This is a genomic window from Amycolatopsis sp. NPDC034160 (assembly GCF_055575355.1).
In genome coordinates this window covers 200,561-222,883 of the sequence record NZ_JBVISU010000006.1, presented here as the reverse complement: position 1 = coordinate 222,883, position 22,323 = coordinate 200,561, and the positions used below count along the sequence as shown (strand labels likewise).

General features: G+C 68.0%; 18 protein-coding genes and 1 pseudogene. 11 read left to right on the top strand and 8 right to left on the bottom strand.

What is annotated here, in order from left to right:
- Positions 1-291 precede the first annotated feature (291 nt).
- Positions 292-1,749, top strand: a complete 1,458-nt coding sequence (locus ACZ54P_RS16130; RefSeq protein ID WP_465462303.1) for a cellulase family glycosylhydrolase — start codon at positions 292-294, stop codon at positions 1,747-1,749.
- A gap of 115 nt (positions 1,750-1,864) precedes the next feature.
- Here ACZ54P_RS16130 and ACZ54P_RS16125 read toward each other — a convergent pair whose 3' ends face one another.
- Genes ACZ54P_RS16125 through ACZ54P_RS16115 form a run of 3 tightly spaced genes read right to left on the bottom strand, consistent with a single transcriptional unit; the run spans position 1,865 to position 5,331 of the window.
- Positions 1,865-3,802 (bottom strand): FtsX-like permease family protein, encoded by a 1,938-nt coding sequence (locus ACZ54P_RS16125; RefSeq protein WP_465462302.1) that lies wholly within the window; start codon positions 3,800-3,802, stop codon positions 1,865-1,867.
- 3 nt (positions 3,803-3,805) lie between these two features.
- A complete protein-coding gene (locus tag ACZ54P_RS16120; RefSeq protein WP_465462301.1) occupies positions 3,806-4,534 on the bottom strand; it encodes an ABC transporter ATP-binding protein in 729 nt (242 codons plus the stop codon).
- Positions 4,531-5,331 carry a CPBP family intramembrane glutamic endopeptidase gene (locus ACZ54P_RS16115; RefSeq protein ID WP_465462300.1) on the bottom strand — a complete coding sequence of 267 codons (801 nt, stop codon included), beginning with the start codon at positions 5,329-5,331 and terminating at the stop codon, positions 4,531-4,533. Before ACZ54P_RS16115 ends, ACZ54P_RS16120 begins: the two co-directional genes overlap by 4 nt.
- Before the next feature lie 157 nt (positions 5,332-5,488).
- On the opposite strand from ACZ54P_RS16115, the gene ACZ54P_RS16110 reads away from it, so the two are divergent.
- The 5 genes from ACZ54P_RS16110 to ACZ54P_RS16090 all read left to right on the top strand — a co-directional run bounded on the left by ACZ54P_RS16110 (position 5,489) and on the right by ACZ54P_RS16090 (position 13,125).
- Complete coding sequence (locus ACZ54P_RS16110; RefSeq protein WP_465462299.1) at positions 5,489-6,748, top strand: sensor histidine kinase; 1,260 nt, start codon at positions 5,489-5,491, stop codon at positions 6,746-6,748.
- Positions 6,748-7,398: a response regulator gene (locus ACZ54P_RS16105; protein ID WP_465462353.1), complete on the top strand. Its 651-nt coding sequence runs from the start codon at positions 6,748-6,750 to the stop codon at positions 7,396-7,398. Before ACZ54P_RS16110 ends, ACZ54P_RS16105 begins: the two co-directional genes overlap by 1 nt.
- Before the next feature lie 303 nt (positions 7,399-7,701).
- A complete protein-coding gene (locus tag ACZ54P_RS16100; RefSeq protein ID WP_465462298.1) occupies positions 7,702-8,598 on the top strand; it encodes an SDR family oxidoreductase in 897 nt (298 codons plus the stop codon).
- 133 nt (positions 8,599-8,731) lie between these two features.
- On the top strand, positions 8,732-12,838 hold the full coding sequence (locus ACZ54P_RS16095; protein ID WP_465462297.1) for a SpoIIE family protein phosphatase: 4,107 nt from the start codon (positions 8,732-8,734) through the stop codon (positions 12,836-12,838).
- Positions 12,835-13,125 carry an STAS domain-containing protein gene (locus tag ACZ54P_RS16090; RefSeq protein WP_465462296.1) on the top strand — a complete coding sequence of 97 codons (291 nt, stop codon included), beginning with the start codon at positions 12,835-12,837 and terminating at the stop codon, positions 13,123-13,125. The genes ACZ54P_RS16095 and ACZ54P_RS16090 overlap by 4 nt, the downstream gene beginning before the upstream one ends.
- Positions 13,126-13,152: 27 nt before the next feature.
- Here the strand turns inward: ACZ54P_RS16090 and ACZ54P_RS16085 are convergent, their stop codons facing one another.
- The 3 genes from ACZ54P_RS16085 to ligD all read right to left on the bottom strand — a co-directional run bounded on the left by ACZ54P_RS16085 (position 13,153) and on the right by ligD (position 16,016).
- Positions 13,153-13,413, bottom strand: a complete 261-nt coding sequence (locus tag ACZ54P_RS16085) for a hypothetical protein (protein WP_465462295.1) — start codon at positions 13,411-13,413, stop codon at positions 13,153-13,155.
- A gap of 182 nt (positions 13,414-13,595) precedes the next feature.
- Positions 13,596-14,339, bottom strand: coding sequence for an AraC family transcriptional regulator (locus ACZ54P_RS16080; protein WP_465462294.1), 744 nt, complete (start codon positions 14,337-14,339; stop codon positions 13,596-13,598).
- A 90-nt stretch (positions 14,340-14,429) separates the two neighbouring features.
- Complete coding sequence (gene ligD / locus ACZ54P_RS16075) at positions 14,430-16,016, bottom strand: non-homologous end-joining DNA ligase (protein ID WP_465462352.1); 1,587 nt, start codon at positions 16,014-16,016, stop codon at positions 14,430-14,432.
- A 396-nt stretch (positions 16,017-16,412) separates the two neighbouring features.
- Between ligD and ACZ54P_RS16070 the strand changes: the two genes are divergently transcribed.
- The 5 genes and pseudogenes from ACZ54P_RS16070 to ACZ54P_RS16050 all read left to right on the top strand — a co-directional run bounded on the left by ACZ54P_RS16070 (position 16,413) and on the right by ACZ54P_RS16050 (position 21,182).
- A complete protein-coding gene (locus tag ACZ54P_RS16070; protein ID WP_465462293.1) occupies positions 16,413-18,071 on the top strand; it encodes a RecQ family ATP-dependent DNA helicase in 1,659 nt (552 codons plus the stop codon).
- A gap of 570 nt (positions 18,072-18,641) precedes the next feature.
- A pseudogene (locus ACZ54P_RS16065) lies at positions 18,642-18,779 on the top strand (SGNH/GDSL hydrolase family protein); the annotation flags it as partial.
- Between the two features lie 143 nt (positions 18,780-18,922).
- Positions 18,923-20,026 (top strand): acyl-CoA dehydrogenase family protein, encoded by a 1,104-nt coding sequence (locus ACZ54P_RS16060; RefSeq protein ID WP_465462292.1) that lies wholly within the window; start codon positions 18,923-18,925, stop codon positions 20,024-20,026.
- Positions 20,014-20,427: a 2Fe-2S iron-sulfur cluster-binding protein gene (locus tag ACZ54P_RS16055; protein ID WP_465462291.1), complete on the top strand. Its 414-nt coding sequence runs from the start codon at positions 20,014-20,016 to the stop codon at positions 20,425-20,427. The genes ACZ54P_RS16060 and ACZ54P_RS16055 overlap by 13 nt, the downstream gene beginning before the upstream one ends.
- Complete coding sequence (locus ACZ54P_RS16050) at positions 20,424-21,182, top strand: SGNH/GDSL hydrolase family protein (RefSeq protein WP_465462290.1); 759 nt, start codon at positions 20,424-20,426, stop codon at positions 21,180-21,182. The genes ACZ54P_RS16055 and ACZ54P_RS16050 overlap by 4 nt, the downstream gene beginning before the upstream one ends.
- On the opposite strand, the gene ACZ54P_RS16045 is transcribed toward ACZ54P_RS16050, so the two are convergent.
- Complete coding sequence (locus tag ACZ54P_RS16045; RefSeq protein WP_465462289.1) at positions 21,173-21,745, bottom strand: TetR/AcrR family transcriptional regulator; 573 nt, start codon at positions 21,743-21,745, stop codon at positions 21,173-21,175. The two genes, ACZ54P_RS16050 and ACZ54P_RS16045, sit on opposite strands and share 10 nt — an antisense overlap.
- 118 nt (positions 21,746-21,863) lie before the next feature.
- The gene (locus ACZ54P_RS16040; protein ID WP_465462288.1) at positions 21,864-22,181 is read right to left on the bottom strand and encodes a metalloregulator ArsR/SmtB family transcription factor; all 318 of its coding nucleotides are present in this window, start codon (positions 22,179-22,181) and stop codon (positions 21,864-21,866) included.
- Between the last annotated feature and the right edge of the window lie 142 nt (positions 22,182-22,323).

Sequence of the window (22,323 nt, the reverse complement as noted above, 5' to 3'; positions counted from 1 at the left end):
CACAGCTGGATCGGCTTATCGGCCGGGTGCATATCGGCCAAATGGCCGACCCAGCGTGATATCGCGCCACGAGAAGTGACCCTATGGGTGACTGGCCGTCCGCGGCCGGTCCGGCATCGTCCGCCCGCGCCGTGAACCGATTGACCCGCCCGGCTCAATCGCGGGTCGGCGGGTGGGTGAATTCCCGCCTGGAGCCGCGTCCGGAATTGACAGGGCATCCCCGATCGGTCAACGTCGTCACCCTGGGAGCGCTCCCAGGGTGATCGGCTTTACCGAGCACAAGGAGTGTCCATGCGTGTGAGAGCAAGAAAACTCCTCGTCGTGGCGAGCGCCTGCGCCGCCGTGGCGCTGTCGGCGGCGCCGGTCTCCGGAGCGAGTACCGAGGCCGCGACGTTCGCCTGCCGTGTGGACTACACCGCGAAGGACTGGGGCTCGGGCTTCGGCGTCTCCGTGACCATCGCGAACCTCGGCACCACGGTCGTCGACGGCTGGGCACTGACGTATTCCTACACCGGCAACCAGACTCTTCAGCAGGGCTGGCACGGCCTTTGGTCCCAGTCCGGCAAGCAGGTCACTGTGCGGAACGAGACGTGGAACGGCACCATCGCGGCCGGCGGCAGTGTCCGACCAGGCGCGAACTTCTCCTATAGCGGCAGCAACGGCACGCCGGCGGAGTTCGCGGTCAACGGCGCTGCCTGCACCGGTGTCCCGCCGACCGAGCCGCCGGCGGGCGGGCCCGCACCGGCGTTGAAGGTGTCCGGGAACCAGTTGACCGCCGACGGCAAGGCCTACCGGCTGCTGGGCGTCAACCGCGCCGGGGGCGAGTTCGCCTGTGTGCAGGGCAAGGGCATGTGGGACAGCGGCCCGGTCGACCAGGCGTCGGTCGACGCGATGAAGACCTGGCACATCCGCGCCGTGCGCATTCCGCTGAACGAGGACTGCTGGCTGGGCTTGTCCGGCTCGCCGAGCGGCCCCGCCTATCAGCAGGCGGTCAAGGACTACGTGAACCTGTTGGTGGCCAACGGCATCAACCCGATCCTCGACCTGCACTGGACACACGGGCAGTACACCGGGAACGTGTCGGCGTGTGCGGACGTCAACGCCACCTGCCAGAAACCGATGCCGAGCATGCAGCACACGCCGGCGTTCTGGGCTCAGGTCGCCACCGCGTTCAAGGGCAACGACGCCGTCGTGTTCGACCTGTTCAACGAGCCCTACCCGGACGCGGCCGACAACTGGGCGAACGCGGCCGACGAGTGGCGCTGCCTGCGCGACGGCGGCCGGTGCACCGGCATCGGCTATGAGGTGGCGGGGATGCAGGACCTGCTCGACGCGGTCCGCGCGACCGGCGCGACGAACGTCGTCATGTCCGCCGGGCTCACCTGGACCAACGACCTCTCCCAGTGGCTGACGTACCGGCCGATCGACCCGCTGAACAACGTGGTCGCGTCGTGGCACTCGTACAACTTCAACGCCTGCAAGACCTCCGCCTGCTGGGACGGCCAGATCGGCGCGGTCGCCGCGCAGGTCCCGGTGCACGCCGGGGAGATCGGCCAGGATTCGTGCGCGCACGACTACCTGGACCAGGTGACGGCGTGGCTGGACGCGCACCGCCTCGGCTACACGGCGTGGACGTGGAACCCGTGGGGCTGCGGCGGCGGCAACGTCCTCATCCAGGACTACGCCGGCACTCCGACCAGCACCTATGGCGAGGGTTTCAAGGCGCACCTGCTGAGCGTGACACCTTGATCCGTACAGTCGGGTGACCGCGGCTGGGCCGTCACCCGACGAAGCCGTCCGCGTCCAGTTGATCCATCACCACATCGACCACCACGACACCACCGACTGCCACCGCAGAACTTCGTCATTCGTGGGCCGCGATCAGTGACACAGGCCCTTCCCTGGTCGCCATGGTGGCGGTGATCCCACTCGTCAAGGCGACGACGACCACCGATCCGAAGGTCACGAAGGCCAGCAGGGTCCACGGGACGGACACCACCACCGTGCCCACCGCCTTGTTCGTGGCGCCACCGATTCCGGCGAGCGCGGCTCCTGCCACCAGGCAACCCAGCGTCAGGCCGATGATCGCCACGGCCACTGATTCGATCACCGCAGCCCGGACCACCTGCGGCCGGGTCAGGCCGGCCACCCGGGCCACCGCGAACTCCCTGCGCCGTTCGGCACCGGCGATGACCACCGAGTTGATCACGGCCATCAGGGCGTACAGACAGGCGAGACCCATCAGCACGGTGAGGACCTTGACGTTGCCGTCCTGCGCGTTCTCGGCCCTCGTCGTAGCCCAGTCGGACACTGTTCGGACCTGGGTGAAACCAGCGTCCTCGATACGGCGGGCCACCACAGCCGGGTCCTGCCCTTCCGCGACCCGCACCACCGTCTCGGTCGTCCCCTTCTCCAGGACCGCCGTGGGCAAGGTCTGCCGAGGGATGAGGAAGCTGTCGCCCGTCTCCAGGGTCTCCGGCATCCGGCTGACCACTGTGAGGAAGAGCGGCTGTCCGGCCGCGTCCACCACCATGACCGTGCCCACCGGGATCCGGTCGGCATGGCGGGCAGGACCGGTGACGATCGTGTCGCCGGAGAGTCCACTGAGGTCGACCTCCGCTGGCAGGTTGTGCGTGCGGGCGTAGGCGTCCGGGTCCACCGCGACGATGCCCGAGTGGACGTTCGTTTTGATGACCCGCTTGTTCTGGGTCTTCTCCACGGTGACGGTGATGTCCACAGTGGTCTGCGTCGAGGCCACCGCCACCCCGTCGATTTTCGCGATGCGGTCCGCGTCGGTCCCGGTGGAGATCACTACGAGCTGGGCGTTCACCGAACGCTTGGCCTCCTCGCCGCCCGCCGCGGCCAATGAGGCGAAGGTACCCGCCAACCCGAGCAGCAGCGAGACAAGCACGATCAGCGGTGCCGCGGTGGCCGCGCTGCGCCGCACCGCGTCCCGCAGGTTGGCCCGCACCAGCCCGGCGAGGGTGTTGCCGCGCAACACCGCGCCGAAGAGCCAAGCCATGAACGGGACCGCCAACGGGCTGAGCATGCTCATCGCCACCGCGCCGAACATGGAGATTCCGAGCGCCGCCAGCATGGCGCCGATGAGGTTTGCCCCCTGGGCCCACACCACCATGGCGACGGTGCAGGCCGCGAAGGCCAGCCCGATCAGCCAGCGGGAGCCGGTCATCACGGTGGACGCCGCGCCGGTCTCCCGCAGTGCTTCGAGGGGCTGGATCTTCGCCGCCCGCAGCGAAGCGACGAAAACGCCGGCCAGTGCCACGCCGGCACCCACCACACCGGCCACCAGCACGGCCCATGGCTGCCAGTCAGCGGTGAATTCGCCCGGCAGCAGGCCTATCTCGATCAACAGCCAGGTCTGCGCGGCTTTGGCGCCCACGCCGAACGGCACGCCCAAGGCCGCGCCCACCAGTCCCAGCAGCAGTGACTCGGACAACAGCAGCACGCGCAACTGGTGGCGGCTACCGCCGGTCAGCCGTAACAGCGCGAGCTCTCGGCGACGCTGAGCAACGGTGTAGGCGAACGTGGAACCGACGATGAACACCGCGAGGAACATGGCGAGGAAGGCGGTCATGCCCATGACCGTCGCGGCTCCCACGAACCCCTCGCGGACCTTGTCCGCGTCCTGGCGAGACAACCCCATCGGGATTCGTGCTTCCCCCGTGGCGACCAGCACCAGCATCGAAGCCTGCACCAGTGCCACACCGACGGCCACGCTGAGGATGGCGCCGAGGACCAGTTCCCAGCGTTCGCGGAATGTACTGAAGGACAGCCGCACCATGGCTCAGCTCTCCAACCGCGCGAGGCGCTCGGCGACCAGGTGCGTGGTCGGCCTGTCCACCCGGTCCACGATGTGGCCGTCCGCGAGAAAGACCACGGTGTCGGCGCCGGCCGCCACTGCCGGGTCGTGGGTCACCATGAGGATGCTCTGCCCGGCCTGCGCCACCATGGCGCGCAGCAGCTCCAGGACGATCTTCGTCGAGCCGGAGTCCAGCGCACCGGTGGGCTCGTCGGCGAACAGCACCGCGGGCCGGGAGATCATCGCGCGGGCGATGGCCACCCGCTGCTGCTGGCCGCCGGACAGTTCTCGCGGCTTGTGCCGGGCCCGGTCGCCGAGCCCGACATCGGCCAGCGCCTGGTGCACCTCGTCCTTGGACACCCGCACCCCGGCCGTCTTCAGCGGGAAGGCCACATTCTGTTCGGCGGTGAGCGAACCGATCAGGTTGAAGCTCTGGAATACGAAGCCGATCACGCGGCGGCGCAGGTGGGTGAGCACGTTGTCCGGTGCGGTGGTGATGTCCTGGCCGGCCAGCAGCACTCGGCCACTGGTGACCTTGTCCAGTCCGGCGGCGCAGTGCAGCAGGGTGGACTTACCGGAGCCGGAAGGCCCCATGATCGCGGTCCAGGTTCCCGGCGGGCAGGCGAGGTTCACGCTGTCCAACGCCGCGACGCCATTCGCTCTGGATCCGTACAGCCGGCTGACCTGCCGCAGCTCTACCGCAGGACTGTTCACGGTCGCAACCTCCCGGTGGCCAGCACCCAGGCGGCGAGCACCGCCAGCGGAATCGTCGTGAACACCGTGACGGCCGTGACGTCCGCCTCCGCCAGCAGGAAGCCGACCAGCAGGGCCAGCACCATGTTGTTCCCGGCGTGGGCGAGGCTCGCCGTCCACACACTGCCGCTGCGCACCCGCAGCCAGCTCAGCAGAATCTCCTGACACAGGAATGACAGCGTCCACACCGCGAGGCCCACCGCCACGTTCTCGAACTCGATGTATCCGACGAACGCGAGCGGGTAATGCCACACCGCCCAGATCAGCCCGGTCGCGCACGTCGCCGCCACTGGGCGGCCGGGGTACACCCGCTGGCGGAGGTAGCTGGTCCACCCGAACTCCTCACCCCAGTAGACCGGGGTGAGCAGCGGAACGACGAGCAGCAGTACCGCTAGCAGCGCCCAGCCGGGCAAACCGCCCACCTGGCCGTCCAGCGGGGACAGGCGTGCACCGAACAGCACGGCCACGGCAGCGGTGGCCGCGACGAGACCGGCCGGCCCCAGCCAGGCCACGAGGTACTGCGGCCACGCCTCGCGCAGCCGCAGCCGCAGCCCCGCGTCCGCGAATCCCTCACCGGTCACCCACCGCCGCACGACGAAGGCGGCCAGCGCCGGCGCGAACGCGAAAGGCAGCTGCACCAACGGGTTCACCAGTGAGAAGCCGAGCGCCCACGCGCCGATCATGCCCAGCCACGCCAGGCCGAACGCGAGGCCGAGGAACACCGCCAACCCGCTCACACGGGCCTTGACAACCATCATGTGCCAACAAGATCACCGGGATACGGGCGCGGTCACTGACAGCAAGGGGCCACTCGGAGGTAGTACTAGGCCTACCTCCGGACTATGGCGAAAGGGCGGGACGCGCTCCGCCGGATGGATTACGGTTGTTCGGGTGATCAGAGGGGAACCGCGAACGGTGCGTGAAGCGCTTACCACCAGGCGGTTCCTTTTCAGCGCCTGGCCGTGGCGCGCGTACGCCCACATGCTCGGTACGCCGACGATCGCGTTCGTGGCGCTGATGCCCTTGGCGGTACCCGCCGCGCCGTGGCTGCTGGCGGCGGTGGGCCGTCCGGCGCCGATGCCGTGGACGATGGTGCTACTGCTCTTGCTGATCGGCGGATTGCTGCTCACCGCGGCGTTGCCCTGGGTGGCCGCTCCGGTAGCCCGGCTGGAGCGACGCCGGCTACGGCTGGTGGACGGCCGACCGATGGGTGAGCCGCCGCGCGGACCACTCAAGTACGCCGACTCCGCGACCTGGCGAGCTGTCGCGTACCTGGTCCTGCTGGTCACCGTCGGTGCGCTGCTGTCGGCCGCCACCTGTGGTCTGCTGCTGTTCCTTGCCCTGCTGGTCGGGTCGCCTTACCTGGTGGACGGCACTTCGCCAGTGACACTCGGGTTCACCACCGTCACCACACAGGAAGCGGCGATCCCTTACGCCGTGGCCGCCGGCGTAGCCCTGCTGCTGTCCCCGTACCCGGTGGCCCTGCTGGCGTCGGCGCACGGTGCGGTGGCCCGTGTCCTCCTCCGCGATGACAGCGGGCCGCTGCGCGCCGAGCTGGTCGAGGTCGCACGATCAAGAGCCCGGCTGGTGGTCCTGTTCGAGACCGAACGCCGCCGCGTCGAGCGTGACCTGCACGACGGCGCGCAACAGCGACTCGTCGGCCTCACTCTCCGGCTCGGACTGGCCAAAATGGACCTTTCCCCCGATTCGCCCGCATACGCGGAAGTCACTGCCGCGCACGACGAGGCCAAGGAGCTGATGACCGAATTGCGCGAGCTGGTCCGCGGCATCCACCCCAGGGTCCTCACCGACCGCGGCATCCCGGCGGCCTTGGGAGAATTGGCCGACCGTGCGCCCATCCCGGTGAGCGTGCGCACCGATGTGCCCGACCGCCTGCCCGCCCCGGTCGAGGCGATCGGGTACTTCGTCGTGGCGGAGGCGTTGACCAACGTGGCCAAACACAGCGACGCGACCGCTGCCGGCGTCTCCGCATCCCATCAGGCCGGGACACTCGTTCTGGAGGTCAGCGACAACGGCGTCGGCGGCGCCGATCCGGCACGCGGCACCGGGTTGACCGGACTGGCGGACCGTACGGCCGTGGTAGGCGGGCGGATGCTGCTGTCCAGTCCCCAGGGTGGCCCGACCGTGGTGCGCGTGGAGTTGCCGTGCCACTGATCCGAGTCGTGCTCGCGGAGGACGGCGTGCTGCTGCGGGCCGGGCTGGCCGGGCTGTTGGAACGATTCGGATTCGAGGTACTCGCGCAGGTCGGCGACGCGGACGCGCTGACACTGGCGGTCGAGCGAACTCGGCCGAACCTCGTGGTCACGGACATCCGGATGCCGCCGGCGTTCACCGACGAGGGCCTGCGGGCCGCCGTGGCGCTGCGCCGGGCCGATCCGAGACTGGCGGTCGTCGCCCTGAGCCAGTACGTGGAGCGCAGCTACGCCGCCGAACTGTTGGACTCCGGCGACGGCGCGCGGGTCGGATATCTGCTCAAGGACCGGATCGTCGACGTGGAGGACTTCGTCGCGACACTGCGCCGAGTAATGGAGGGCGGCACGGTAGTCGACCCACAAGTGGTCCGCCAGCTACTGGTCCGTCGGCGTGACCCCTTGGCCCGGCTCTCGGCACGTGAGCACGAGGTGCTGACCCTGGTCGCCGAGGGCTGCTCGAACGCCGCGATCGCGGCCAGGCTGATCATCACCGAGGCAGCCGTGGGCAAGCACGTAGGCAACATTCTGGCCAAGCTCGACCTGCCACCGACCGAGGACACCAACCGGCGAGTGCTCGCCGTCCTGACCTACCTCCGAGCCACGACCTCCTGACAAGGGACGCCCACACCAGCGCGTCGGCGACGCGTTCGAAGACTGACCGCTGAACATCTCACTGCTCGACGGCGAGGATCAGGAAGTCGGTCTGGACCTGCTTGCAGTCCGGGCCGTTCCCGGAATTCGGCCCCTGCCGGGTTTTGTCATGGCGGACAAGTGGTATCAGGGCTGTGACCTCGAACCCTCGTCCACGGTACTGAGATCACTGATTCACCTACAGCGCAGTACTCGCCCTGATCGGACGGTGCGGGGCGAGCCTTCACCTGTCCACGCCGATGATGAGGACTTCAGGAGGCGAACATGACGGAAGACCAACACAGCCAGGAAACCGCGGAGCGGCATCCGAGCCCGGAAGAGCAATCTGGGCAACAGCAGCGACACCCCGGCTCGGGCGAAACCATGGATCCTCCACCGGACCACGGTGAGGAGTCCTATCGCGGCAGCGGGCGACTGCTGGACCGCAAGGCCGTGATCACCGGCGGCGACTCCGGTATCGGCCGGGCCGTGGCGATCGCTTTCGCCCGGGAGGGCGCGGATCTCGTGCTGTCCTATTTGGAGGAAGAGCAGGACGACGCCGAACGCACCGCCGAACTGGTACGCGAAGCCGGTAGGCAAGTCGAACTCGTACCCGGTGACATTCGCGACGAGCGACACTGTGGGCACATCATCGACACGGCGGTGTCCGCCCTCGGTGGCATCGACGTGCTGGTGAACAATGCCGCTTATCAGATGAGCAGCCAAGAAGGCCTGCTCGGAATCTCCACCGAGCAGTTCGACCGCGTACTGAAGACCAATCTCTACGCGATGTTCTGGCTGTGCAAGGCCGCCGTGCCGCATATGCCGCGAGGGTCGGCCATCATCAACACGTCCTCCATCCAGGCCTCGCAGCCGTCGCCGGAGTTGATGGACTACGCCACGACCAAGGCGGGGATCGCGAACTTCACCAAGGGGCTCGCACAGGATCTGGCCGACAAGGGCATCCGGGTGAACGCGGTCGCACCGGGTCCTATCTGGACACCGCTGATCCCGGCCACCATGCCGGAGGAACAGGTCGAATCCTTCGGGGAGCAGGTGCCGATGGGCCGGGCCGGTCAGCCCGCCGAACTGGCACCCGCCTACGTGTTCTTCGCTTCGCAGGAATCCAGTTATGTCACCGGCGAGATGCTGGGCGTCACCGGCGGCCAGCCCTTGACCTGAGAGGCGCGCCGAGCGGGCGAACTGACGCGCCGGATCCGTGAAGGTCACTCGATGAGTGGGATCGACGCGTGGATGAGATGCTGGCTCCCGTGACCGCGGGAGTCAGCGCGCGGTGGACCGGAAAGAGCGTTGCGTGCCTTCTGCCGATGATGAGATCGCCCGGATCGACGTGTTCGCCGCGAGTGGTGAGGTCGGTTCCGATCTGGCGGCGGTGGAGTGGGCGGCCACCCCGCTCGGCGAGCCGGCCCGGTGGCCGCTGAGCCTGCGGACGGCGGTCGGCATCCTGCTGTCGTCGCGGTTCTCCATGTGGATGGCGTGGGGTCCGGAGCTGACCTTTTTCTGCAACGCCGCTTACCGGCAGAACACCCTCGGGCGTAAGTACCCCTGGGCTCTCGGCCGACCGGCGAGCGAGGTGTGGGCGGAGATCTGGGACGACATAGGCCCGCGCATCGACACCGTGTTGTCCACCGGGCAGGCGACGTGGGACGAGGCACTGCTGCTGTTCCTCGAGCGTGCCGGCTATCCGGAGGAGAGCTATCACACCTTCTCCTACAGCCCGTTGCGCGACGATGCCGGTGCGGTCGTCGGCATGTTGTGCGTGGTCAGCGAGGACACCGACCGGATCATCGGAGAGCGCCGGATGGCGACGCTGCGGGATCTCGGCTCCGACCCCAGCGTGATCATCACCGAAGGGCAGGTGCTCGCTTTCGCCGGTCGCCAGCTCGGCCGGAACACGCGCGACCTGCCTTTCACCCTGACCTACCTTTTCGAGGCCGACGGCTCGGCCCGGCTGGCGGCTTCGACGGGCTTCGCCGACGACGTGCCAGTGCCTTCGCTGGACTTGCCGGTGGGACAGTTGTCCGAGGGCAGCGCGACGCTGATCAGCCTCGACAGCGCGGTCAGACTGCCCACCGGCGAGTTGCCCGAGCCGCCGACACAGGCGTTGGCCGTTCCGTTGCGGCAGCAGGGCGGCGTGCCGCACGGGTTCCTGGTGGCCGGGTTGAACCGGTACCGCGACCTCGACGACGGCTACCGCGGGTTCATCGAACTGGTGGCGGCCCATCTCGCGGCCGGTATCGCCAGTGCCCGCAGCTATCAGGCCCAGCAACGGCGCGCGGAGGAACTCGCGGAGTTGGACCGGGCGAAGACCGCCTTCTTCTCCAACATCAGTCACGAGTTCCGCACCCCGCTCACGCTGATCATGGGCCCGGTGCGGGATCTGCTCGGCCGGGAGTCCGGACTGGACGAGTCCGCCCGCGAGGAACTCGAGGTCGTCCATCGCAACGGGTCGCGGCTCAGCAAACTGGTCAGCACGCTGCTCGACTTCTCGCGGATCGAGGCGGGACGCATGCAGGCGCGCTTCGAGCCTGTCGATCTCCCGGCCGTGACCGCGGAGCTGGCGAGTGTGTTCCGGTCCGCCATCGAAAAGGCGGGCCTGCGCTTGACGGTTGGCTGCCCGCCGCTGGATCGACCGGTGTATCTGGACCGGGGCCTGTGGGAAAAGGTCGTCTTCAATCTCCTGAGCAACGCCGTGAAGTTCACTTTCGAGGGCTCCATCACGGTCACCGTGGCCGCCGGCGAGACGGACGCGGTGGTCGCCGTGACCGACACCGGCGTCGGTGTGCCTGCCGCGGAGATGCCGCGCCTGTTCGAGCGGTTCCACCGGATCGAGAACAGCCGTGCCCGCTCGCACGAAGGCAGTGGTATCGGCCTCGCGCTGGTGCGGGAACTGGTCGAGCTCCACGGCGGCGCCATCACCGCTGACAGTGTCGAAGGCGAAGGCACGACGTTCCGCGTCCGGCTCCCGTTCGGCTCCGGTCACCTGCCCGCCGATGCCCTGGCGGCACCCGGTGGGGAGGGTGGCGGCGCCCTCGCCGCCGAGCCGTACGTGCTGGAGGCGTCGCGCTGGTCGGCCGGTGCTTCCGCGGTGGAAGTCACTGAAACCGGATCAGCGCCGGAACAGCGGGAGGGCTATGCCGCCCGGGTGGTGGTCGCCGACGACAACGCCGACATGCGCGACTACCTGAGCCGGTTGCTCACCGGTGCGGGATACGAGGTCGAGGCCGTCGCCGACGGCACGGAAGTGATCGACGCGGTTCGCGTCAAAGCACCGGATCTCGTCATCAGCGACGTGATGATGCCCGGTCTCGACGGGCTGGCCTTGGTAGACAGGTTGCGCGGTGAGCCGCGCACCGCGACCGTGCCGGTCTTGCTGCTCTCGGCCCGGGCGGGCCAGGAAGCCTCCATCGAAGGCCTGCACGCCGGCGCCGACGACTATCTCGTCAAGCCGTTCGCCGCTCCCGAACTGCTCGCCCGTGTTCGGGCGCACGTCCAGCTCGCCCGTCTGCGCGCGCGTTCCGCTCGGTGGCGTGCCGCGTTGATCGACTCGCTGCAGGAGGCGTTCTTCATCGTCGACGAAGGCGGCGCGGTCGTCGAGATCAACAGCACGTTCACCGACATTCTCGGCTACGGGCCGGACGGATTGCCGTACCGGCCGACCCACCCATGGTGGCCGGACGCGGCAACCGAACCGGATGCCCACCACTTCGTCGCCGAGGAGCTCGGCACGGCGCTCCACGCTCCACGGGGCAATTCCACGCTTCCTGTCACTCATTGTGATGGCCATCGCCTGTGGGTCGCTGTCGCTTTCAACCAGGTCGAGGATCCCGACTCCGGGAAACGTGTCACGGTCGGCACCTTCCGCGACGTCACCGCCGAGCACTACGCCGTGCAGCGTCAAACCGCCCTGGCGGCGCTGAACCAGCAGCTCGTCCAGGCGGACTCCGCCGGTCAGGCTCTGGCAGGGGCGATGGACGAGTTTCGCCAGACCTGGAAGGCGAGCCGGGCCCTGGCCGTCCTCTTTCCCGGCCACGGAACCGATCCGGTGCCCCAGATCACCGGCGAACCGGTTTCGTGGGGTGATCTCGATCCCCAGGTGCGGCACGCCGTTTCCACCTTGCGCGATGCCCACCCGTTGAGCATCTTTCCCGGAGAGCCGGGTATGGCGGGCATCTCGCTGCAACATCCCGACGGTGTCCTGGTCGTGTGGCTCGAACTGGCCGAACGGCGACGGATCACACAGGAAGACGAAACATTGCTGACGGTGCTGGCCGGCCGGTTGGGACAAGGGCTGGCCCGGGTGCACCAACTCGATCAGCAGCGGGAGACCGCTCTGGCGCTTCAACACGCCATTCTCAGCCCGCAACAGCTGCCCAGCGGATTCACCGCCCGCTACCAGCCCGCGAACAGTCCGCTTCAGGTCGGGGGCGATTGGTATGACGTCGTCGATCTGGAGGACGGGCGCATCGCCTTGGTCGTGGGCGACTGCGTGGGACACGGCCTCGCCGCGGCCACCGTCATGGGGCAGTTGCGCAGCGCGTGCCGCGCCCTGCTCGTCGAGAACCCCAGCCCCGCGGCGGCCCTGGCCGGACTTGACCGCTTCGCCGCCCGGCTACCCGGGGCCGCGTGCACCACCGCGTTCTGCGCGGTCCTCACCCTGGAAACCGGTGAGATGAGCTATTCCGCCGCCGGACACCCACCGCCTGTGCTGGTCCACGCCGACCGCACCACCAGGTTGCTGGAAGACGGTCGTTCGATACCACTGGGTATACGCCCTCGGCAGCCGAGGCCCGAAGCCCATACCGTCATCCCCGCCCGTGCCACCTTGCTGCTCAGCAGCGACGGCCTGGTCGAACGGCGGCGCCGATCACTCGACGACGGCATCGCCCGCGCCGCCGCGCTGATCGCCGAAAACGGCAGCCGCGCCCTCGAAGAGCTCGCCGACCTGCTCATGTCCAGACTGGCCCCGGCAGACGGATACGAGGATGATGTGGCGTTGCTGCTCTATCGCCGTCCCGGCCCGCTGGCCCTGGAATTCCCCGCCGACGTCAACGAACTCGCGTCCGTGCGCCGGAAACTGCGCGCCTGGCTCAAGCTCTGCGGGCTCCACCTCGATCAGCTCCAGAACATCCTGGTCGCCACCGGCGAAGCCGTCGCCAATGCCGTCGAGCACGGCTATCGCGACAGCCCAGGCGGCCTCATCCGGCTGCGGGCCACCACCTTCGCCGACCGGATACACCTCGTCGTCACCGACAGCGGCTCCTGGAAAACGCCGCAATGGGCCGCCAACCCCGATCGCGGTCGAGGGCTGCTGCTCATCCGTGCGCTCATCGACGAGGTCACCGTCGAGCACGACGTCTCCGGTACCACCGTCCAGTTGAACGCGAGGGTCGTCCGATGAGCACTCCGCTCACCCTGAGCACGAATCGCCGCGACGACGGCACCGTCTTGCTCACCGTGGCAGGCGAGATCGATCTCAGCAATATCAGCACCTTCGCCCGCGCGCTCACCGAAGCCACGCGCAGTGGGGTGACCATCGTCGATCTGCGCGAGGTCGATTACCTCGACAGCGGCGCCATCAACGCGCTGTACACCCACGTCGACCACATCCGCATCCGCGCCAACCCCCTGCTGATCCCGGTCCTCACCATCAGCGGGCTCGCCGGCACGGTCCCTACCGAGCTGTGATCCGCAATCCCGCTTGTCCGGGGGATATCACGTCCAGTCGTTCAAGTACCGCATACCCACCACTACCGCGAGGCAGAACACCGTCCCGACGATGACCAGCACTCGATGCGGACCGTTCGCTTTGGTACCCCGGGCTTCCATTGACATGAAGTAGCCGACGAACGCGCCGAACACCACCCCGACGGCGCCCGTCACCACCGGATGCAACCAACCCACCTCAGCGTCTTCACCGGAGCCGAACCAGACACCCATCGCACCGAAAAACACTGCCAAGCCGACGCCGATCACTCCGCCATGCTTTGCCACCCAGCGCCTGCGCCGGTGTTGACGCTCCGACTGGACTGCCTGTTCATCGACTGGACCCGACATGCTCGCCTACTTCCCGAACCCGGCACCCCTCAAACCGGCACCGCCAGGGGGCCAGCCTCCCAAGCCTCAACGAGGTGTTGTTCGAGCAGGAGTCCACAGTTTCAGTAGCGCTGGGCGTACGAGGTAGGTGCTTCTCCGAACATCGCCTTGAAGTCCCGAGCGAAGTGGGCTTGGTCGGCGTAGCCGAGGTCGGCTGCCAACGGTGCCCAGTCGATCACCGCACCGGCCGCGAACCGCTCGGTCACCTCATGCAGGCGGTACCGGCGGATCACCCACTTCGGCCCGATGCCGACGTATTCGGCGAACAATCGCTGCAGCCGCCGGACGCTCATGTCGAGGTCCCGCGCCAACGTGGCCACCTTGGCGATATCCGGTCTCGCCGCGATCTGCGCGACGATGTTCGCGCATTGCTCCGTCTTGGGATCCGGCTCGGGTCGGTTCGTTCTGAGGAACTGTTCGACTGTCTCGACCTCGACCGGACCACGTGGTACGCGGTCGAACACCTCGCCCGCGTCGATCGACCGGTCAGTGATCGTCGAGACCGGTGCGCGCAGAAACGGCCGGAAGCAGCCGGGCCGGAACTTCACCCCGAACACGCGGCCGCTGCCCTGGAGCACCTTGACCTGACGCTCACTGGCGACACCGTTCACCAGCGCGATCCCCTCCCGGAATGTCAGATGCACATGCGGGGATGGGGCGATGAACTGCCGGTAGGGCTCGCCGTAATCCCAGGAGACCAGCCAATAGTGCTCGACGCACCAGGCCAGGTCCGGCGACGGGACCAGGTACGTGTGGTGCTGGAATTTCTTCCACGCTCCAGCCAACTCGCGGACATCCCGGGTCACCGCGCAAGTCTAGGTCCCGAGTCCATCCCGCACCCGCGACTGGAGGGCGTGGGTGAGCCTTGCCGTCGCTCAAGCTCCCCGTTCGACGAACTACCAGTCGGGGAGCTCCTGCTCCACGCCGAGCAAACCCGCGAACGGGTCGCCCCGCTCGGCCAGGCGACCGGGCACGTCCCGGATCGTCCACCGGGCGGACGTGAGCTCGGGATCATCCAGTTCCTCCCAGTCGAGCGGGACCGACACCGGCGCACCCGGCCGCGGCCGCACGCTGTACGGCGCCACCAGTGTCTTGTTGAGCGCGTTCTGCGTGTAGTCCAGCCGTGCGCGGCCGTCGCGTTTGTCCCTCGACCAGGCCCAGCTGACCAGGTCCGGAAGGACCCGGCCGATCGTCTTGGACACCGTCTCCGCCCACTGCCGGGTCTGCTCGAAGGTCGAGCGCGGGGTGATCGGCACCCAGACCTGGATCCCGCGCTGCCCGGTCACCTTCGGTCTGCCGATCAGGCCGAGATGGTCGAGGGCGGTGCGATGCAGCCGCGCCAGCTCCAGCACCTCTTCGAAGGTCGTCGCCGGACCCGGGTCGATGTCGAACAACACCCACGTCGGGTGATCGACGTCGTCGCCACGCGAGGTCCAGGCGTGCAGTTCCAGTGCGCCGTAGTTCGCCAGCCAGGCGAGTGAGGCGACGCTGTCCACCACGACATAGCGTTGGCTCTCCCCCTTCGCGGCACGTTCGTTGTGCCAGGTGCTCAGCCAATCCGGAGCGTGGGACGGGACCTCCTTCTGCCAGAAGCCGGCCTCGGTGACGCCCTGTGGGAAGCGATGGGTGTTCAGCGGCCGGTCCGCGAGATACGGCAGCATCGCCGGTCCGACCGTGACGTAATACCGCACGAGGTCCCGCTTCGTGATCGGTTTTCCGCCGTCTGCCGCGGGGAACAGCACCTTGTCGAGGTTGGTCAGGGTGAGTTCCCGCCCGGCGACCGACCATTTTCCCTTCGGGCCGAGGCCGTCGAGAGCCGCCAGTTCGTCTTGGGTCGCCGCTTCCCAGGTGGTGCTCACGGCGACCTCCGCCTCCGCGGCGGGCCGGTCACCATGCCACAGTGCTTCGGGGGCGGCCGCGACTTCGTCGTTGGTGCGGCCGCTTTTGACCGAACGCGGATGTTCTTCGGCGTTCCAGCCGGTGCGGGCGTGGTCGTCGCGTTTGTGGAGGAGGAACCACTGTTCCTTGTCTCCGTCACGGCTGGACCGCACCAGCACGAACCGCCCGGCCAGCTTCTCACCGTGGAGGTCGAAGTGGAGGGTCCCTTCTTCGATCGCCCGCGCCGGATCGTCTTCGACCGGATGCCAGACGCCGCGATCCCAGACGATGACGTCACCACCGCCGTACTCTCCGCGCGGGATCACGCCCTCGAAGTCGGCGTATTCGATCGGGTGGTCCTCGACGTGGACGGCGAGGCGCCGGGCCTTCGGGTCCAGCGTCGGCCCCTTCGGCACCGCCCAGCTCACCAGGACGCCGTCGAGTTCCAGCCGGAAGTCATAGTGCAGTCTGCGCGCCCGGTGCCGCTGGACCACGAACCGATGACCGCCCGGCCGCGCCGGGTCGCCTCCTGCCGGTTCCCCGGTGCGGGCGAAATCGCGCATCTCCTGGTAACGCCGCAACTTGCGGGCAGGTGCCGCCGTCATGGGGAGGGAATACCCGCTCCGCGGCCGGTCTAGCCTCGATCCGGCTCGGACCTGGGCGACCGGTCGCGGAGATGACCGCGCGTCGCGCTTCGCGATCAGGTCCTGCGCGATCGCGTTCAGGCCCGGCCGGGTGGACGGCTGCTGGCCGCGGCCAACCGTGATCCGGAGGTGTACGCAAGGCCGGGCGAACTCGACTTCACCCGCTCCGGCGGGCCGGAGCATCTGGCGTTCTCCAGCGGTACCCACTACTGCCTCGGTACCCGACTGGCGCGCATCGAAGGGGGAAGGCAATTCCATCCGAGGTCTTCGCCACTTCCCGGTCTCCGCCTGACGCGCCGTGCCGGTCGTCGACGATTCCCGCTGTTTCCCCGCGGCATGCCGGGGTATCAGCCGCTGGTGACGGCACACGGAAAACGCGATGAGTTGCAGCGGATCGCCGCGGAGGTCTTCGGCTGGCCCAAGCTCACCGGCGAACAACTTCAGGCGATGGAGTACGTCATGGCAGGTCATGACGTCTTGGTCGTCCTGCCAACCGGCGCGGGGAAGTCGGCGATCTACCAGGTGCCCGCCATGGAACTGGACGGCGTGACCCTCGTGGTGTCCCCGCTGATCGCCCTGCAGAACGATCAGCGGGAAAGCATCGAGGAAAGCCGGGCGCCGGACGCCGTCACGGTGAATTCTTCGCAGCGCGCGAGCGAGCGAGAAGACGCATGGAAGGCGATCGAGGCAGGTGACGCACGGTATGTCTTCCTCTCGCCGGAACAACTGTCCAAAGAAGACGTTCTCGACAGGCTGAACGAGCTGGAGCTCAGCCTGATCGTCGTCGACGAGGCACACTGCGTCTCGGCATGGGGCCACGACTTCCGCCCCGACTACCTGCGCCTGGCGCCGGTGATCGAACGACTCGGGCATCCACCGGTGCTCGCCCTCACCGCCACCGCGGCTCTTCCGGTGCGCGAGGACATCGTCGAGCGGCTCGGACTGCGTGACCACCGTGAGGTGATCGCCGGTTTCGACCGCCCCAACCTGCATCTGTCGGTGGAGCGGTTCGACGACGACGCCGACAAACGGCACACGCTGATCACGCTGGTGCGTTTTCTGATCGACGATCCGGCCACCGGCACCGGTCTGGTGTACGTCGCCAGCCGGAAGGACGCCGAGTACTTCTCCGACGAGCTCGCGCGGGCGGGTGTGCGCGCGGCGGCTTACCACGCCGGCATGAAGCGCCACAGCCGCGAACAGGTCCACGAACGGTTCCTCGACGGCGAGGTGGACGTCGTCGTCGCCACCTCGGCGTTCGGCATGGGCATCGACAAGCCGGACGTGCGGTTCGTTCTGCACGCGTCGGTCCCCGATTCGCTCGACACCTACTACCAGCAGATCGGCCGGGCCGGACGGGATGGCGAACCTGCCCGCATCACGCTGCTCTACCGGCCACAGGACCTGAATCTCCAGAAATTCCTCACCGCCGCCAAAGCCCCGGAAGAGCTTCTCGGCCAGGTGGCGAAGACCCTCGGCGAGCACGACTCGGCTGTCCGGCCGTCCGAGCTGAAGGACGAAGTGGACGCTTCGGCGGCCCAGCGCACCAAGGCGGTAAACCTTCTCGAAGAGGTCGGTGCCGTCGGCGCGACCGGCGACGGGTGTCTCGAGTACGTAGACCGCGACCTCCCACCGGACGAGGCGGCCCGGCAAGCCGTCGAAGCCGCCGAGAGGCATCAGCGGCTGGTCCGCTCCCGCATCGAAATGATCCGCGGCTACGCGGAGACCACGGAATGCCGACGGCGGTACCTGCTCGGTTATTTCGGGGAACAGCTCGTCGAATCCTGCGGCAATTGCGACACCTGCGACTTCGGCGCCGCCGGGCGGCAGCATGTGGAAACCGGCAAGTTCGCCGTCAACAGCACCGTCCGCCACGCCGAGTGGGGCGGGGGCACGGTGATGTCGGTGGAACCGGACCGGATCACGATCCTGTTCGACGACCTCGGGTACAAGACCCTGGACCTGTCCGCCGTCGAGGAAAACGACCTTCTCACCGTCGACGAAACGACCACCTGACCGCAACGTCGCGTTGGTCGGCACCTTCAGCGCGGTCGCGATACCGGGGGACGATTCACCGATCAACTCGACGCTTTTATTGAAGGGTTAGGCAAACGTGGCGTGTCCGTGAAGGCCTCCTTCCCTACTTTCAAAGTAGGGAAGGAGGCCTTCACGGACTTCCTGGCTTGAGGGTTCCGGTGAGGGGTGGGCTGGGTTGGTCGTGAGTGGCGATTCGGGTTCTAACCCGAATCGCCACTCACGACCACCTGGACCGACGGTTCACCGCCGCCCTCTCGCTTAAGTACAGGAAGGTGTAAAGGTCGAGTTTCCTCGGCTGAGCCGAGGGGAAGGGGCCTTCACGCGCTGCCGTGGCCCGGCCGCTGCCCGCTCTCGCCAACTCCACCACGCACGTTTGCCTCACCCCTCTATAAATCCCCGAAGGCGGCAATCGGCTACTACATCAGGCCCAGCGGCATGCTCGCCGCCCAGGAGGCTGATCGGGTAGGTCGAAACCGCCAGGCAGCACGATGCCACTCGAACGCGTAGAGGTGGACAGGCCAAGCACACTCGGCTGGGTAACATCGAGGCATGACCAACCGCTTAGTCTGTCTCGGCGATTCCTTCACCGAAGGGGTGGGCGACGAAGACCCGTCGTCCCCCAACGGCGTCCGAGGCTGGGCCGACCGCGTCGCCGGTCAGCTCGCGGGTAACCACACCGGCTTCCGCACGCTACGGGGATGATGATCACGGCTGGATCGGCTCATCGGCCGGGTCCGGATCGGCCGAATGGGCAGAAATGCTGGACAAAAGCTCTGCTCGCGCTCCTGTCGATGGCTCCGAAACCCGCGCTCACTGGGTAGCCTCGCAACATGATCGGCTCCCCCGCGGTAGTCGCACCGGCTGTTCGTGACCTGGTGGACACGGACGTGGCCGCTGCGGCCAAACGTGTCGACGAGGACGGTGTTCATCCCGCCGAGGTACTCGTCCGCCTCGGGCAGGCAGGTGCTTTCCGCGCTCACGTCGAAGGCAGGAAGCAGTCCGGTCTCGACGTCGCCATCGCGACGGCGGCGGCCATCTCGGAGGCCTGCTTGACGACCGGTTTCTGCACGTGGTGCCAGCATTCGGCGGCCTGGCTCCTGGTGCACAGCGACAACGTCGAGCTGCGCTCCCGGTTGCTGCCCGACGTTGCGAACGGCACCGTCATGGCCGGTGTCGGGCTCGCGAACCCGGTGAAGGCCATGAGCGGCACCGAACAGTTCAAGCTGCGTGCCGAACCGGTTTCAGGCGGTTATCTGGTCAGCGGCGCCCAGCCGTGGATATCCAACATGGATGAAGGGCACTGGTTCGCCACGGTCTTCGCCGACGTGACCGACCCGTCCCACCGGATCACGGCGATGGTGCGCTGCGGACAGCCGGGCGTGACGATCCGGCCGAACCTCCACATGACGTCGATGCGCGGTAGCGCGACGGTGACGGTCCTGTTCAAGCAGGCCTTCATCCCCGCCTGGCAGGTCCTGGCGGACCCGGCCGAAGACCTGCTGACCCGTGCCTACCCGGGAATCGTCCTGCTGCAGACCGGAATGGCGTTGGGGGTGATCGGGGCGAGCGTCGCTCTGATGCGCGAGTTCGACGCTGGGCAACTGGAGAGCAACCAGTACCTACCGCGCCATCCGGACGACTTCGCGGCCGACCGGGACGAGCTGCGGGACCGGATCACGCGGCTCACCGAAACGCCGCTCGACGACTCCCCCGGCTACCTCCGGTCGGTGTTCGAGACGCGGTTCAAGGCCAGTGAACTCACTCTGGAGGCCACGCGGATGGCCATGCTGCGGGCCGGACTACCGGCCTTCATGCAGGGATCTCCGGTAGACCGGAGAATGCGCGAGGGAAACTTCGTCGCGACGATCACGCCGTCAATGAGGTTCCTTGCCCGTGCTCTGGCGGCGACGGGTGGGACCCCGTGGCCGACCTGATCGTCGCCGCTTCCGGCGACGGCGAGAACGTTCTCGGCGGCACCGCGACCGACACGGTCATGGAGCGCGTGAGGCAGGCGGGTCTTCCAGTGCGCGGCGAGTGCGATGGCTCGATGTACTGCGGGACGTGCCACGTGATCGTCGACCCGGCGTGGACCGGGCGGCTCACGCCGCCCGGTGAGGAGGAAACCGACCTGCTCGACACGCTGCTCGACCGGCAGCAGACCTCCCGCCTCGGCTGTCAGATCACCATGACGGACGAACTCCACGGCCTTCGCGTGCGGCTCCCCGGAACGCTCGCCCGACCTCCGCGGCAACGGACCGCGGCCCCGAGCGGCCAACCAACCGACTGCCAGGGGCTGACGGCCGACCGCACTCGGCTGGGTAACATCGGAGTATGACCAACCGCTTAGTCTGTCTCGGCGATTCCTTCACCGAAGGGGTGGGCGACGAAGACCCGTCGTCCCCCAACGGCGTCCGAGGCTGGGCCGACCGCGTCGCCGGTCAGCTCGCGGGTAACCACACCGGCTTCCGCTACGCCAACCTCGCGATCCGTGGAAAGCTCCTCGGACAGGTCCTCACCGAGCAGCTCTCACCGGCGCTCGCGCTGAACCCGGACCTCGTGACGCTGTACGCCGGCGGCAACGACCTGATGCGGCCGAAGGTCGACATCGACGCTCTCTGCGACGACTACGACGTCGCGGTGGGCGAGATCGTCGCCTCCGGCGCGCGCGTCGTCCTCTTCACCGGCGTCGACGGGGTCGAAGACGCGCTGTTCCGCAGGATCCGGGGCCGCGTCGCGATCTACAACGAGCACGTCCGCGGCATCGCCTCGCGGCACGGGGCACTGCTGGTGGACATGTGGGCGATGCGCCGGCTGCGGGACCGGCGGCTGTGGGCACCCGACCGCCTGCACTTGAACTCGTTGGGGCACAACGAGATCGCTATCGCCGTGCTGGACGGGCTCGGCGAACCGCACAAGCTCACACCCGCGGAGCTCGGACCTCGGCCGTCGCTGAGCCCGCAGGCCCGGCGTACGGAGAACCTTCAGTGGGGCAAGGAACACGCTGTCCCGTGGATCAGGCGCCGCCTTCGCGGCGAGTCGTCCGGCGACGCTCTCGCACCGAAGCGCCCGACGTTGGATCCCTACGCCTGACGCGGCCGAAGTCCGTCGAAGAGCAGGCAGACCGTCCGATTTCGCAGGTCGGGACCGGCATACTCCGCGGCCTTCGCCGTCCCGATGATCACCGCGATCAGCTCTTCGACGATAAGGTCTTTGCGGACGGCGCCCGCGTCCTGCGCGCGGCCGAGCAGGACGCCGAGTGCGTCCTTCAGGCGGGCGCCGATCACCGCGCCCGTGGCCGGAACGGTGACCCCGGCCGCCGACAAGGCCTCGAAGTACGCGTTCTTGGCGCCGGACATCTCGATCCAGCCGGTCAGGAAGCCGAAGAACGCGATACCCGGGTCGGGCGAGTCCGCGGCCACCGTGGCCTCGGCTTCATCGGCGAAGCGGTGAAGACGTGCGAAGAGAACAGCCTCTAGCAGGGCTTCCTTCGTCGGGAAATGCCGGAACACCGTGCCGACCCCGACGCCCGCCTCGCGGGCGACCTCCTCTGTCGGCGCACTGGTGCCTTTGGCCGTGAAGACGCGCTCCGCGGCCTCCAGCACCCGGGTCCGGTTACGGCGGGCATCGGCTCGGAGCGGTTTCTCGTCCGTCACAAGCGGGGATCCTAGACCCGGTACCCAGGCCCGGTCAGGCGGACCGAATGCATTTAGAGGACTAAACGCGTGGGTGCCAGGAACTGGTCGACGTGGACGGCCGTCGGGTCCTCGCCGTTCAGAACTCCTCCTCCTCGAGCAGGTCGCGCAGACCGGCCGGCTTGTCACGCCAGTACCGCTCGTACGGTGAAAGCCAGTCGGAAACCTCTCGCAGTGGTGCGGCTTCCAGCGAGTAGACGCGGTTGCGGCCTCGCCGCTCTTCGCGGACGAGCCCGGCCTCCCGCAACACTCGAAGGTGTTCCGAAAGGCTCGGCCGTCGCATGTCGAAGCGTTCGGCGATGTCCCCTGCGGCTCGCGGGCCGTCGAGGAGGATGCCGAGCACCTCCCGCCGGACCGGGTGGGCGAGGGCGGCGAAGACGTCGTCGTTGACCGGCACTAGCGCGGCCGGTTTCCGTAGCCCGACGACTCCAGGAGTCCCATCACGCTGCCGTCCATGACGAACTGCTCGGAGACCGGCACGGTGAGAAACTGGATCCGGTTGACGTTCATGCCGCGACCATACGTAGGAGATTTCCTAC